Below are 13,141 nucleotides of genomic sequence, written 5' to 3'. Positions count from 1 at the left end.
AGGTGATATACAAACAAGCCTTCTTCACTCCAACGGGATCAGCCGGCGGAGAGAGGAAGGCTTGTTTTCATGTATACAATTGAAAATGTGGTGTAGCGTTACTACGTATTGCTACTGTCAGCTGTCAGTTCAACCGAGGAACGACTGTCTGACCCGATTCCAGAACGGATACGGACGGTAGCGGGCGAAGCTGACGCGGATGTTGGACACCTGACAGCGGATCGAGATGAGATCGTCGATTGGAATGTTCAGATGATCCACCGTCAGCTGCAAGCGCTGCTGCTTGCGCGAGTGAATATCGCAGTGGTGATGCTTGGGCAGCATCATGGACGAGCCGAGTGTGCGATAGACTCGATTGTTGATCGACGCAATCTCGGCGATTTGTAGCGCTTCAATCGTCGGATGCACCATCGCCCCACCAAGTGCCTTGTTATAGGCTGTACTGCCAGAAGGGGTAGAGATGCAAATGCCGTCACCGCGAAACATTTCGAAAATCTCATCATTGATGTCCAGCTGTGCCACGATGGTCGTGCCATCTAGCCCTTTTAACGTAAACTCGTTCAGTGCCGTATAGCGAGATACCCCGCTTTTGGCGTGAATTTCCAGATCGATCAGCGGATATTTGACGATTTTCGGATTGTGATCGTCTTCTTCGCTAACCTCACCAGCCATGAATTTTACCAGATCTTCCAGCTCATCTGCTTTCCAGTCGGCATAGAAGCCGAGATGACCGGTATGAATACCGACAAAGGCAAGATCAGGAATATGGTCAATAAACGTATGAAAAGCGTGCAGCATCGTGCCGTCTCCGCCGATAGAGACAACAATTTCCGGCGATTCCGCATCGAGCTGAAAGCCATATCCGGCAGCCAGCTTATGAAACCGTTCACTTAGTTCGATCGATAGTTGGTCTCCGCGATCCAGTACATAGTATCTCAAGTTGGGGAAGCTCCTTTATCCAGAATCGTTAACCTGCTCCCTTTTGATGATAATCAATTCTGGCAATGAAAACAATCTTTTTGGGCAGGGATCTTCACAGAACACATCTCCAAACGATAGATAAACAGCCAGTTGGCAGGCAAACGTTGACATTCGTTAGGGTTATGCAACAAAACCGCAATAATACGATCTTTTGTAAAGAGCCTGTAATCTAATTGTTAAAGTAAACGCTTACAAAAAGGGTACTATTTCGTAGTCAGTATGGTAAAATGAATACATAAGTTAACCGTAATCAACCGTCGGTAGTCAACAACACATTCAAGAATTGGAGTGATCATGATGGGTATAAGCATTATTTCCGGACTTCTAGTGTGTGGTTTTGTATATGTCATCCGATCCTCTTTCGCGCAACCCGGGGAAGAAGACGGCAGCATGTACTGAAATCAGTTGGTATGACGTATGGACTGAATGAACAACTGCTGCAAGTCAGCAGGGTGAGCAGTATGAATTGAATTGTTGAACTTGAACCTATAGACGCAGCCGCGTAGATACGCTCGGCTGCACAAGGACGCTAAACATTGAGTTAGCGTCCTTTTTTATATGTCATTGTCTTGGAATGCTTCGTCTATACCAGATCAGAGGCGACAGACATTGTTGACGACCGTGGGATAGCAGAAATTTCGACAACGCGCGTCCCACTTGCCCGGTAACTATGGTATACTTTGGGCAACGACGTAACGAAAGTTGGCGATACCCTTTGAATAATCGTGCATCTCTTTATGAGCTGCTTGGCGGTGCCGAAGGTGTCCGCCGTCTGGTGGAGGCTTTTTATCCGAAAGTGCAGCAAGACCCATTGATTGGTCCTTTGTTTCCAGAAGATATTTATCCTGTGATGGAGAAACAGTATATGTTTTTGTCACAGTTTTTTGGTGGTCCATCGTTATTTTCTGATGCGTATGGTCATCCTATGATGCGTGCGCGGCATATGGCGTTTCCGATTACGAATGAGAAGGCAGATGCCTGGCTAGCTTGCATGAATGCAGCGCTTCAGGAGATTGGCGTGCAGGATGAATTGCGTCAATTCGTAGTCGACCGTTTATCCGGTCCAGCACATCACTTTGTAAATAGTCATTGAGTTCTGTATCGTCAGCATACAGAAGTATAAATAAACGTGGGGGAAGAAGTACAGATGGAGGAGTCCATACAGTTAGAACCGCTATATCAAATCAACGTCCAATGCCCGCAATGTGAGGAATCGTTTCAGACGAGTCGTGTACGACCAAGTCTAAAACGCGTCTCACGCCGGGATTCTGATTTTTGCGCATATTACCAGCATGAGAATCCTGATTTCTACGTCGTACGGGTTTGTCCGCATTGCGGCTTTGCCTCAACGGAGAATTCGATGGCTACACTTAGCTCCGCCCATAAGCAAAAGTTTATGACCGAAATCGGTAATCGACTTGCCAAACGTGATATGGGCGGTCATCGTACACGCGAGCAAGCGCTGGAAACGTATAAACTGGCGCTGATGTGTGCGCAAGCAATCGGTGACAGAGAACGGATTATTGCCAGCTTTTTGCATCATATCGCATGGTTGCACCGTTACAATGGCGAAACCGAGCAGGAACTGCGCTTTTTAAAATACTGCATGGATTCGTACATCCGTGTATATGAACTAGAAAGTATCGGCGGTAGCGATGCTCGGCTCATGTTCCTGATCGGTGAGCTGCACCGGCGTCTTGATCAATTTAACGAAGCGGTCAAATGGTTCTCACGTGTTATCAACGACCAGCGCATTACCGATTCCGCGATGATTCGTGCTTCGCGTGAGCAATGGGTCGTTCTGCGCGAGCAGATGCTAGCGAAAAATCACGAGCTTCCGCATGAGATGCAAGAGTAGTCAGCAGGATACTATGTTTAGAAAATGCTGAAACTTTAAAGATAAACCACAAAAAAGAACCGTCTTGCGCACTGGATACTGCGAAAGACGGTTCTTTTTCTCATTATTTCTGCTCACATGTAAACAACATCCGTACGAGATACCTGTATCCGCGTATTCTCCATACGTAGCTAATGAACCATGTTCTAGTGACAAACGTGCTTGATCGGCGGGTCAATCAGCGTAAAACGGTATCCGTCAGCAAATAATCGCTATCACTGTCTAGCAAAGTCACCCGATTGCTGCAACATGGGAAGACGAGCAGCCTTTTTTTACCGTTGCGGATTGTTGCCAATTCCTTCGGCTTGATCGGTAACAGCACATTGCCAGCTTGGCAAAAGGGGCAGTCTTGAATATATACATCGTTCATCACAATATCGTAAGGCCATGCCTGGTTGAACGGAATCATTGAGACTTGTCACCCAGTTCGTCCTTAGCCATTTCAGCCAGTTTCTGCATTAAAATATGCTGAGGCATGTGCATCAGCTGTTCAAGCGGGATATTCAGCTTCTCTGCCAGCTTGACGGCGGTATCAGCTGAGATTTGTAGTGGTCGCATGTCAGGCTTCCTCCTCCATACCAAAATAGTGTTGAATTAGAGTATACTATAGTTATACCCACTTGGCGATGAGAGATCTATTGTACATAGCAACCGCAGGTGGTCTGTCTGCAAACTTACACAGAAAGGTGATGTCATCATGAACCATCCGCTTAACCAAACATGGAATCTGGAACCGATCTTTGCTGGAGGCTCTGGCTCGGAACAACTGCAACAGCACTTACAGCAGCTGACCGAAGATATTACAAAACTGACTGAACAGGTCAAAACCGTGTCTGCTCCGAACACAGTAGAAGAGACAACGGCTTTTGACGGTTTGCTGGAACAACTGCAACATGCTCGGATTCGTCTGCGCGAAGCTGCTTCCTTTGCAGGTTGTCTGACTGCACAGGATCAGAGTGATAAGCAGGCGGTTCGTCTATCGGCATCGCTTGGCGATTTGTCAGCACGTTTGCAAAGTCTATTTGTACAATTTCAAAGTATCCTGCTGAATACAGAAGATGACGTATTCGCGCAGTGGATCAAACGCCCAAAAGTGGAGCCGATCTCCTTTTTCCTGAACGAAATTCGTAGTCTGGCACGTGAGAAAATGACACCAGAACTGGAAAGTCTGGCGCTAGGTCTGGCGGTTGATGGATATCATGGCTGGAGTGACTTCTATGATACGATCGTAAGCCATGTGCGAATTCCATTTGAACAAAATGGTGAAACCGTGCAGTTGTCCGCTGGACAGGCTGCCAACAAAATGAACGATACAAACCGAGAAGTACGTGAAGACATGTTCCGCAAATGGGAAGAAGCATGGACTGGAGTAGAAGATTTCTGCGCCGATACGCTCAACCATCTCGGTGGATTCCGTCTGAAATTGTATGATAATCGTGGCTGGAACAGTGTACTCAAGGAGCCATTGCATATAAACCGTATGTCTCAGCAAACGCTAGATACGATGTGGGATGTTATTGTCAAAAATAAGCCTGTCTTCGTATCGTATCTGGAGCGGAAGGCTCAAGTGCTAGGTGTCGAGAAATTGAGCTGGAATGACGTGGATGCGCCAATCGGTAATGTGGATAGTCAAGTTAGCTATGACGATGCCGCCGATCTGATCGTAGAGCAGTTCCGCAAGTTTAATCCCGATATGGCAGACTTTGCGGTCAAAGCATTTGACCAGCGCTGGATTGAAGCGGAAGATCGTGCTGGTAAGCGTCCGGGTGGCTTCTGTACATCGCTGCCGCAAAGTAAGGAAACCCGTATTTTCATGACCTATAGCGGTACAGCGTCCAATGTATCGACGCTAGCACACGAACTCGGTCATGGGTATCATCAGCATGTGATGAACGAGCTGCCTGCGTTCAGTCAACAATATGCGATGAATGTAGCGGAAACGGCGTCTACATTTGCGGAAATGATTGTTGCCGATTCACTGGTCAAAGGTGCAGCTAACGATGAAGAAAAGCTGTCTCTGCTAGAAGATAAAATTCAACGCAGCATTGCTTTTTATATGAATATTCATGCGCGTTTCTTGTTTGAAACACGCTTTTACGAGCAGCGTCGTTCCAGTATGGTAGGTAGCGAGCAACTGAATCAATTGATGGAAGATGCGCAGCGTGAAGCGTTCTGCGATACGTTGTCTTCGTATCATCCACATTTCTGGGCATCCAAGCTGCACTTTTACAAAACGGGCGTGCCATTTTATAACTTCCCGTATACATTTGGCTATCTGTTCAGCACCGGTATCTATGCACTGGCTCAACAAGAAGGTGCAGGCTTTGCTGCTCGTTATGATGCGCTACTGCGTGATACTGGTCGGATGACAGTCGAAGATCTGGCACAGAAACATCTTGGTGTCGATCTGACACAGCCAGAATTTTGGCAGCAAGCAGTCGACGCGAGTATCGCCGATGTGAATCTATTCCTGGAAATGACTGCTGACCGGGTACAACAATAATTTGTTCCAATACGCATGATGTATTGGTAAAAAGAATGTCATTCCTGCTGCATGAATATACAGTAAAAGATCCAATTCCATGCAACATATGATGTAAAGAAGGCTTTGTCTTTTCATAGACAAAGCCTTTCTTTTTTTACTACTGACTCTTAATTTTTGCATAAATGCGCAAGTTACAAAGTGACAAATTTAACTCAGTTGCTGTCGTAAAACACGGCAGAAAACAGTATAATAACAGTGAAAAATGTCGAATAATAGTTATAAAGACCTATTTATTGATGATGTGCTTGCCACTACTCCATAATCACCATATAATGAGTCCGAAGTCCTGAATTTACATGATTGACAGAGAAAGGAAGGGGAACAAATGCCTAAAAATGATTTGTTTTCATTATCCAGACAAGTAGACATTGTGTTCAAAGAACTGGAAAATGAATTGGCACATCTGGATTCTGGTACAGTATTCGTACAGATCCGCAACAATACGATTGGTAAGTTTGGTATCAAGCATAACCCGATCAGTGGTAGAAACGGAGAATGGAGCGGTCCAGAAGATGGATTGACGGCAATGCAGATCAAATCGTTCCGCCAAATGGCAATTGAATCGCTAAAATTCAAAAACCACTGGACACACGGAGAGATCAGTTACGAATTCGCTGTATCCAAAGGATTAATCATGGTCGACACTGTGATCGAATCTAACTACAACATGGCGAACCACATGATTCGTTATCCAAGAGCTACATACAACGAGGCAAATGCAGAATTGTCGTAATTAGCCAGTATGTACACCGTCGATCTAACGATTGGTGAGAAGCAAGTAGTAAGGATTTAGTTGTGGTAGCAAGGCAATACGTAGCAAGAGGTAGAGTGTAGAAAAGTAGATTGAAATGAGAGCAAAAGTAGAACGAAACTAGAACCAATTTGAAACAAAACTAGATATAACAAGCACTAAACACAAACTATACGAGCAATAATCATAAGCAGCACTTATTCAGAAGGAACGTAGTTAGCAAGCGATTGTTACGCATCTATTCGCAAAGTAGTAACAACAGAATCAAGCGGTACACTAGAACGTATCATACGGATGTACAACCAATATCATAACTAGCACTGAACGCAATACCGCCATTGAACCGGAACAGGCATCATGATTCCTGCCATTATATTATTTTATATTCCTATTCGGCTCGATTGAGCCACATACCCGGTGTGCTGGGATGGAACAATGGATAGCACGATCATATCAAACAAAAGCGACTCCTTATGGAGTCGCTTTTTGTGTGTAGATGGATTCAGCTAGGTCGCACAACGCAATATCGAAGCTATGCAGCAGCCTTGATCCAAGGCAGCAACACAATCGTTTGCTCTGTTACAGCTATGTTTCTGTTACAGCTGTGTTTCTATTACAGTTGTGTATATTTCTCAATAACATCCAGCTGTAAATTCAATTCCACCGGTTGCCCTGGATGCAATTCGATCAGACCGGTAAAGTCGCGTGGATGTGTCGAATTCGGTGCGTCCGGCAGACTTGTATACGGCTCGATACATAAGAACTGGTCGCTTTCGCCCTTGGTGTACAACACCCAGTATTTAAAATGATCCGGATCAGCAGAATAGCGCAGCCCGTAACCATCATCGCGTTTCAATTCGGCACTCACTGGACGTTTATCACCAATGCGCAGCAGATTGTCCCAATTGCGATGTTGCATGTTCATGCCGGTATTCAGTTCGTCCCATTCCTCCAGCGGCACGACTTCGCCCGTCGGAATCTGCTCTTCATCCTGCAATAGCTGATTGCTCACCGGGATTTTCAGCGTCCAACGCTCCGGTTCGCCATCTAACAGGAACCAGGTATGTAGACCGAATCCGAACGGAGCAGAGTTTTGCCCCAGATTGGTAATTTTGAGGCGTTGCATCAGGGAAGTTCCTTGCAATTGCAACGTCATTTCCAGCTTGAGCGGGGTAGGATATTGCCGAATCCAGTTGGGATCATCAGCCGTTAACAACTCGGTAACGATCTGGCAACCGTCTTCGCTCTCATCAATATCAGCAACTCGCCATGACTGGGTACGATGCAATCCGTGAATATGATTATCGTTAGCTGTATTTTGATCAAACTGATATTCCACACCGTCGAATTCAAAATGCCCACGGCGAATACGTCCCGGCGGCATCAGCATAGGCATACCGAAGTGGTATGGCTTTTGCAAATAAAAATCAAGTTCGCTTTCTTCAGGACGGCGCAAAATCTCGCGGTTTTCCTGTACATCGCGCAGTCCGATTACATTGTTGCCAAGCTTAGGCAGCAGCGTGACTTCGAGCTGTTTGCTTTTGAGAATATAGGTTTCATATTGGTTCCAGGTTCCTTTGCTAACTGTCATTGCGCGGCTCCTTCCTCATCTTGCAGAACAAATAAAGTGCAAATATAGTATCATTATCATACCAGATTTTTTGGGCAAAAAGCGATTTGACATTTGACGATTTGCCAATTATGATGAGTTTCAAAGAACACGCAGCACCAACGCGTATTTTTGTAAATATCGGAAAACGATGATAGAGAAGAGTAGGCAGAAGAATGCTTCTACAGAAAGCCGGTGGGTGATGGAAACCGGTGAAGATGGTTTGCCGAATGGACTCTGGAGTGCCAGGTTGAAGCGGAGATTGCACAGCGATCGTCCTCAGTATGCCGGCCGGCAGCCCGCCGTTAACGTGGCATAAAGGCCGGATCAGAACCGCTGGGTTCAGTTACGAACGGGACAGCTTCACGTTTGGCGTTTGGACGCTGTTATGTGCTTGCGATTGTAAGATGCAAGCATGCGCACAGACTGCTGCGATGTATATACGACGCACAGTTTGCTGTCTGTTTGAGTATTCTTTTCCGGTAAATAAGGGTGGCACCACGGTCACACGTCCCTTGCAGGATGTGGGCCTTTTTTGCGTTCGCCCATATCCGATGATGGTGCAGGCGGATCAATGGGTAAGCCATTCGAACGCGCTGTACATAACAATAGCACGAAGGTTATACATGTCAGCTGAACACTCCTGATATGTAGAATACACACAGCTGTATACGTAGTAAGCCAACGACAAGGGAGGAAATAAGCATGAAAACTGTACTATCCGGCATTCAGCCAAGCGGTCTGTTGACGATCGGTAACTACATTGGAGCCATCCAGAACTTTGTTCAACTGCAACATGAATACAACTGTTACTTTATGGTTGTCGATCTGCATGCGATCACAGTAGCTCAAGAACCAGCAGCACTGCGCGAAGCATCCGAATCGGTTGCTGCGCTGTATCTTGCCGCAGGTTTGGATCCGTCCAAATCGAATATTTTTATGCAATCGCATGTGCCGCAGCACGCGGAACTGGGATGGATTATGACAACGCTCGCTTCGATGGGCGAGCTGGAACGTATGACTCAGTTCAAAGACAAATCCGCAGGTAAAGAAAATATTGGTACCGGTCTATTTGTATATCCGGCACTGATGGCAGCGGATATTCTGCTGTATAATGCGGATCTAGTACCGGTTGGCGATGATCAGAAGCAGCATTTGGAGCTAACACGCGATCTGGCTGCACGCTTTAATCACCGCTTTGGCGAGTATTTCACCATTCCAGATCCGTACATTCCCGAAGTGGGCGCACGCATCATGTCACTGGATGACGCTAAGAAAAAGATGAGCAAAAGCAGCCCGAACGCAGGCAGTTATATCGCCGTGCTAGACCCGCCGGATGTCATTCGCAAAAAGTTCAGCCGCGCGACAACCGATTCTGGACGCGAAGTGCAATATGATCCGATCAACAAACCGGAAGTGAGTAATCTGATGACGATTTATTCGCAATTTTCGGGCTTGAGTCTGGCGCAGGTAGCTGACAAATTCGAAGGTCAAATGTACGGAGGATTCAAAAAGGAATTGGGCGAAGTGGTTGTTGCCGGTCTGGAACCGTTGCAGCAGCGCTACAAAGAAATTCGTGAATCCGGCGAGGTACGCGACATTCTCCGCCAGGGCGCACAACATGCACAAGCCTCAGCGGAGACAATATTGACTGGCGTCAAAGAGAAAATGGGCTTCTTGCCTGTATCGCGATAAGCGGTTGTATACTCTGCTAGGCAATGCAGCGTTGCAAGAACATACGCATCATGCGTATCGGTCAGGCGGGATAATTCCCGCTACGGCGTTGTTGTTTGGCTTTGATGACAAAGCCCCAGCCGATATTGCCAATAGCAACGACACCAAGCAAAATGGCGAGCCAGGCAGAGTACGAAATAGCAACAGCACAGAATAACAACAAAATAATGGAAGAAAAGGCAAACCAGGCGGAAAGAATCTTGCTCATAGCGATGACAGCCTCCTGAAATAGATAAGATGGATGAGAGCGGGTGTTGGTTCGATTTACCCAAATGGGGTGAATCGGAACACACCTGCTTTTTACATGATACAGTCTCGACAGCATAGAATATACATCCCGAAGCAGAAGTCATGTAAGCGTATTACAAGACTTCTGTTTTCTATTTTGCCGTAGTTTGAGAAGATGGTCAAGCCAAATGAAAGCCAGAATGACTATATACAAATGTCGGGAATACGTTATAATAACGATGTTATAATGATAATGATTCTCACTATTAATTGGAAGAAAGCGGCGGTATGCTTTGAGTAGATTACACAAACAACTGAAAACAGGCATCTGGTTTGCCTGTGCTGTAGCCGGGCTATTGCTGTCCGTCTTTTTTGCCATTTCGTATGGAGCGAAGGAATTGACGCTGTCGGCTGTATGGTCGGCGGTTTTTCATTATAACCCGGCGGCTACGGCGGATCAGATTATTTATAATCTGCGTTTGCCACGCGTCATCGGGGCAGTCATTGTCGGTATGGCATTTGCTGTTGCCGGTGCAGTCATGCAGGGGGTCACACGTAATCCGATGGCGGACACTGGTGTGCTCGGTATCAATGCCGGTTCGTCGTTGGTGGTGGCGTTGAGCTTTGCCTTTTTGCCGACATTATCGTATTCGTCGCTCATGCTGATGTCCTTTGTCGGAGCGGCGCTGGCGACGGTATTGATCGTTGCATTGGGCGCATCGACACCGGGCGGGCTGAACTCGATGAAGTTGACAGTAGCCGGAGCCGTGATTGCGGCAATGCTGCATTCACTTAGTACAGGCATTGCCATCTATTATGATCTCAGTCAGGATCTGGCATTCTGGTATGCAGGGGGAGTCGGCGGGATTAGCTGGGATCAACTGAAGCTGTTAGTACCAATCATTGTACTAACGACGATCTGGGCGATCACGTTGGGCAGACCGATTACTTTTCTGGCACTTGGTGAGGAGTCTGCGGTTAATCTAGGTGTGCGGGTACGATGGATCAAGGTGCTGTCGCTGATTGCTGTCGTGATTCTGGCAGGGGTATCGGTATCGGCAGCCGGAGCGATCAGCTTTGTCGGGCTAGTGATCCCGCATATTGCACGCCGCTTGATCGGTGTTGATTATCGGTTGATCATTCCGTTCTCCGCATTGCTGGGTGCGATTTTGCTCGTCTGGGCGGACTTTGCATCACGGATGGTACAGCCGCCGCGTGAATTTGCGATTGGAGCGATGGTCGCGATGGTCGGCGTTCCATTCTTCCTTTATCTGGCGCGCCGGGAAGGGAGAGGACTGTGATGGATCTACATAGCGTACAGATGAAAAGAGCTCGGCGCGCATGGCTCGTCAGTCTGCTGCTCATCGTCGTGTCAGTACTAGTTGTACTCGTCAGTCTTAACACTGGCACAATCCGCTTGTCTCCGCTGCGCGTACTGTCTACATTATTTGGCTCAGGCAGCAGGCAAGAGCAACTGATTTTGTTCGATTATCGGCTACCGCGTATTCTCATTACGATGCTGGCGGGAATTGGCATTGGGATTGCTGGAGCGATTTTGCAAGGGACGTCGCGTAATTCACTCGCTGATCCGGGTATTCTTGGTATTCATGCTGGAGCTGGGTTGGGCTTGATTGTGTATGTGTCCTTTTTCCGTACATTGGAAGGTTCGTCCTCAATCTGGATTCCGATCTTCACCTTTGTCGGTGGTACGCTCACAGCATTGTTCATTTTCACCCTTGCCTACGACCGTAGACGCGGACTGTTGCCCATTCGGCTTATACTGGTTGGCATTGCAGTAGCGGCGGGTATCAGTGCACTGACACTGCTGCTATCGCTTCGGTTGAACGAAGACACGTACAGCTTTACCGCGACTTGGCTGGCGGGCAGTGTATGGGCGCGCGATTGGATTCATGTGTGGACGCTATTTCCGTGGATCGTGCTGATTGTACCGTGGGTATATTATCGTTCATCCCGACTTGATTTGTTCGCGCTTGGAGATGAACTCGCACTAGGCGTGGGCGGTCATGTCAGTCGCAGCCGGATCGAAATGCTGCTGCTGGCGGTGGCTCTGTCGTGTGCGAGTGTAGCGATGGTCGGTTCTATTGGCTTTATCGGATTAGTCGCGCCGCATATTGCGCGTCGCCTGACTGGTGCGCAGCACAAATATTTTCTGCCTGCTGCCGGATTGATCGGACTGGTCATTTTGCTAACAGCGGATACGATCGGACGCTCGATTTTCCAACCGAATGCTGTTCCTGCTGGTGTCGTCGTATCGGCGATTGGCGGACCGTATTTTCTGTATTTGCTGTTCCGAAGTAAATTTTGAACAGAGATTATGTTTTGAAATGTAAACAGACAACACAACTATAAATAAGTATTTATTCGGAGGAGTAAGAGACATGTTGAAAAAGGTACATCTATTTATCGTATTGGGGCTGCTAATTGCTCTGCTGGCAGCATGCGGTCAGAGCGCAAGCACGACCGAAAGCAGCGCTACTGGTGAAGCATCATCCAAAGTTAAAACCGAGAATGGCACTATTACACATACAGCCGACGCACGCGTTGCATCGCTGTCCATCCACGTTACGAACAATCTGTTGGCGCTAGGCATTCAACCAGTCGGCTCTGTTGTTGGTGGCGATGTCAAAGACTTCCTGCCGCATGTTGCCGATCAATTGCAAGGCACTACCAAGCTGGGCACAGTAGATGATCCTGATATGGAAGCCCTATTGGCATTGAACCCGGATGTAATCTACGTTGACCAAACGTATGCAGGCACAGACCTTTCCAAATATGAGAAAATCGCACCAACCATCTCTATCAACATGGACGAAGGCACATGGCAAGATCACCTGAAACAAATCGCCGGGCATATCGGACTGACTGACAAAGCCGACGCATTTATTAAAGAATACACACAAAAAGCCGATGAAGTCAGCACCCTGATCCACAGCAAACTAGGCGAAAACGCCAAAGTCATGGCAATCCGCGCCACCGCCAAAGAACTGCGCGTGATGAGCACCGCTCGCCCACTTGGTCCAATTATGTACACCGACCTGAAACTACAAGCACCAGACATGGTCAAACAAATCTCTACCGACGAACCATTCGCCGTCGTCTCCAAAGAAGTACTGCCCGACTACAACGCCGACGCGATCTTCGTTATCATCAGCAAAGGCAACGAAGCGCAGGCAACCTTTGACGAACTAGAGAAAAACCCAGTCTGGCAAAACCTAAAAGCCGTCAAAGAAAAACACGTCTACATGCTCGACGGTCAAAAATGGCTAGACTACTCATCCCTAGGTCACCGCATGGCACTAGACGACGCCGAAAAACTATTTTCCAATTAACCCCAAACGCCAATAACGAAATAAATGCAATAAACGAAATTCAGTA

General features: G+C 47.2%; 13 protein-coding genes and 1 other annotated feature. Of the genes, 8 read left to right on the top strand and 5 right to left on the bottom strand.

All coding sequences use genetic code 11. From position 1 onward, the window contains the following. Window positions 1–129: 129 nt before the first annotated feature. Complete coding sequence (locus tag ACDE64_RS19250; RefSeq protein ID WP_411343694.1) at window positions 130–939, bottom strand: NAD kinase; 810 nt, start codon at window positions 937–939, stop codon at window positions 130–132. A gap of 757 nt (window positions 940–1,696) precedes the next feature. Between ACDE64_RS19250 and ACDE64_RS19245 the strand changes: the two genes are divergently transcribed. Continuing rightward, window positions 1,697–2,074 carry a globin gene (locus ACDE64_RS19245; RefSeq protein ID WP_411343693.1) on the top strand — a complete coding sequence of 126 codons (378 nt, stop codon included), beginning with the start codon at window positions 1,697–1,699 and terminating at the stop codon, window positions 2,072–2,074. A gap of 54 nt (window positions 2,075–2,128) precedes the next feature. Further along, complete coding sequence (locus ACDE64_RS19240) at window positions 2,129–2,839, top strand: DUF2225 domain-containing protein (RefSeq protein ID WP_411343692.1); 711 nt, start codon at window positions 2,129–2,131, stop codon at window positions 2,837–2,839. A 217-nt stretch (window positions 2,840–3,056) separates the two neighbouring features. On the opposite strand, the gene ACDE64_RS19235 is transcribed toward ACDE64_RS19240, so the two are convergent. Next, on the bottom strand, window positions 3,057–3,287 hold the full coding sequence (locus ACDE64_RS19235; protein ID WP_411347905.1) for a hypothetical protein: 231 nt from the start codon (window positions 3,285–3,287) through the stop codon (window positions 3,057–3,059). After that, entirely contained in the window at window positions 3,284–3,436 is a 153-nt protein-coding gene (locus tag ACDE64_RS19230) for a YycC family protein (RefSeq protein WP_411347904.1), read from the bottom strand. Before ACDE64_RS19230 ends, ACDE64_RS19235 begins: the two co-directional genes overlap by 4 nt. Before the next feature lie 139 nt (window positions 3,437–3,575). On the opposite strand from ACDE64_RS19230, the gene ACDE64_RS19225 reads away from it, so the two are divergent. Both ACDE64_RS19225 and ACDE64_RS19220 read left to right on the top strand, forming a co-directional pair. Further along, complete coding sequence (locus tag ACDE64_RS19225; RefSeq protein ID WP_411347903.1) at window positions 3,576–5,381, top strand: M3 family oligoendopeptidase; 1,806 nt, start codon at window positions 3,576–3,578, stop codon at window positions 5,379–5,381. A 367-nt stretch (window positions 5,382–5,748) separates the two neighbouring features. Beyond that, on the top strand, window positions 5,749–6,156 hold the full coding sequence (locus tag ACDE64_RS19220) for an O-methyltransferase (protein WP_411343688.1): 408 nt from the start codon (window positions 5,749–5,751) through the stop codon (window positions 6,154–6,156). A gap of 631 nt (window positions 6,157–6,787) precedes the next feature. Here ACDE64_RS19220 and ACDE64_RS19215 read toward each other — a convergent pair. Beyond that, window positions 6,788–7,765 carry an aldose 1-epimerase gene (locus ACDE64_RS19215; protein WP_411343687.1) on the bottom strand — a complete coding sequence of 326 codons (978 nt, stop codon included), beginning with the start codon at window positions 7,763–7,765 and terminating at the stop codon, window positions 6,788–6,790. A gap of 160 nt (window positions 7,766–7,925) precedes the next feature. Then, window positions 7,926–8,302, top strand: a binding site (T-box leader). Window positions 8,303–8,488: 186 nt separating this feature from the next. Between ACDE64_RS19215 and trpS the strand changes: the two genes are divergently transcribed. Further along, a complete protein-coding gene (gene trpS, locus ACDE64_RS19210) occupies window positions 8,489–9,478 on the top strand; it encodes a tryptophan--tRNA ligase (protein WP_411347902.1) in 990 nt (329 codons plus the stop codon). Between the two features lie 61 nt (window positions 9,479–9,539). Here trpS and ACDE64_RS19205 read toward each other — a convergent pair whose 3' ends face one another. Further along, window positions 9,540–9,725 carry a hypothetical protein gene (locus tag ACDE64_RS19205; protein WP_411347901.1) on the bottom strand — a complete coding sequence of 62 codons (186 nt, stop codon included), beginning with the start codon at window positions 9,723–9,725 and terminating at the stop codon, window positions 9,540–9,542. Window positions 9,726–10,038: 313 nt separating this feature from the next. Between ACDE64_RS19205 and ACDE64_RS19200 the strand changes: the two genes are divergently transcribed. The 3 genes from ACDE64_RS19200 (at window position 10,039) to ACDE64_RS19190 (ending at window position 13,095) form a co-directional block, all read left to right on the top strand. Beyond that, window positions 10,039–11,046, top strand: coding sequence for a FecCD family ABC transporter permease (locus ACDE64_RS19200; RefSeq protein WP_411347900.1), 1,008 nt, complete (start codon window positions 10,039–10,041; stop codon window positions 11,044–11,046). Next, window positions 11,046–12,071, top strand: coding sequence for a FecCD family ABC transporter permease (locus ACDE64_RS19195; RefSeq protein WP_411347899.1), 1,026 nt, complete (start codon window positions 11,046–11,048; stop codon window positions 12,069–12,071). The genes ACDE64_RS19200 and ACDE64_RS19195 overlap by 1 nt, the downstream gene beginning before the upstream one ends. A 73-nt stretch (window positions 12,072–12,144) precedes the next feature. Beyond that, window positions 12,145–13,095, top strand: coding sequence for an ABC transporter substrate-binding protein (locus tag ACDE64_RS19190; protein WP_411347898.1), 951 nt, complete (start codon window positions 12,145–12,147; stop codon window positions 13,093–13,095). Window positions 13,096–13,141 lie beyond the last annotated feature (46 nt).

The organism is Paenibacillus sp. WLX2291, assembly GCF_046603665.1.
Classification (GTDB): domain Bacteria; phylum Bacillota; class Bacilli; order Paenibacillales; family Paenibacillaceae; genus Saccharibacillus.
Note: the sequence above shows the minus strand (reverse complement) of the source record. Positions and strands in the feature narration are given on the sequence as shown.

Excerpts from the sequence above, each read along its gene's own strand:
- ACDE64_RS19190 (WP_411347898.1), top strand. The coding sequence starts at position 12,145 with ATGTTGAAAAAGGTACATCTATTTATCGTATTGGGGCTGCTAATTGCT.
- ACDE64_RS19215 (WP_411343687.1), bottom strand. The coding sequence starts at position 7,765 with ATGACAGTTAGCAAAGGAACCTGGAACCAATATGAAACCTATATTCTC.
- trpS (WP_411347902.1), top strand. The coding sequence starts at position 8,489 with ATGAAAACTGTACTATCCGGCATTCAGCCAAGCGGTCTGTTGACGATC.
- ACDE64_RS19240 (WP_411343692.1), top strand. The coding sequence starts at position 2,129 with ATGGAGGAGTCCATACAGTTAGAACCGCTATATCAAATCAACGTCCAA.
- ACDE64_RS19235 (WP_411347905.1), bottom strand. The coding sequence starts at position 3,287 with ATGATTCCGTTCAACCAGGCATGGCCTTACGATATTGTGATGAACGAT.
- ACDE64_RS19220 (WP_411343688.1), top strand. The coding sequence starts at position 5,749 with ATGCCTAAAAATGATTTGTTTTCATTATCCAGACAAGTAGACATTGTG.
- ACDE64_RS19205 (WP_411347901.1), bottom strand. The coding sequence starts at position 9,725 with ATGAGCAAGATTCTTTCCGCCTGGTTTGCCTTTTCTTCCATTATTTTG.
- ACDE64_RS19230 (WP_411347904.1), bottom strand. The coding sequence starts at position 3,436 with ATGCGACCACTACAAATCTCAGCTGATACCGCCGTCAAGCTGGCAGAG.
- ACDE64_RS19195 (WP_411347899.1), top strand. The coding sequence starts at position 11,046 with ATGGATCTACATAGCGTACAGATGAAAAGAGCTCGGCGCGCATGGCTC.
- ACDE64_RS19225 (WP_411347903.1), top strand. The coding sequence starts at position 3,576 with ATGAACCATCCGCTTAACCAAACATGGAATCTGGAACCGATCTTTGCT.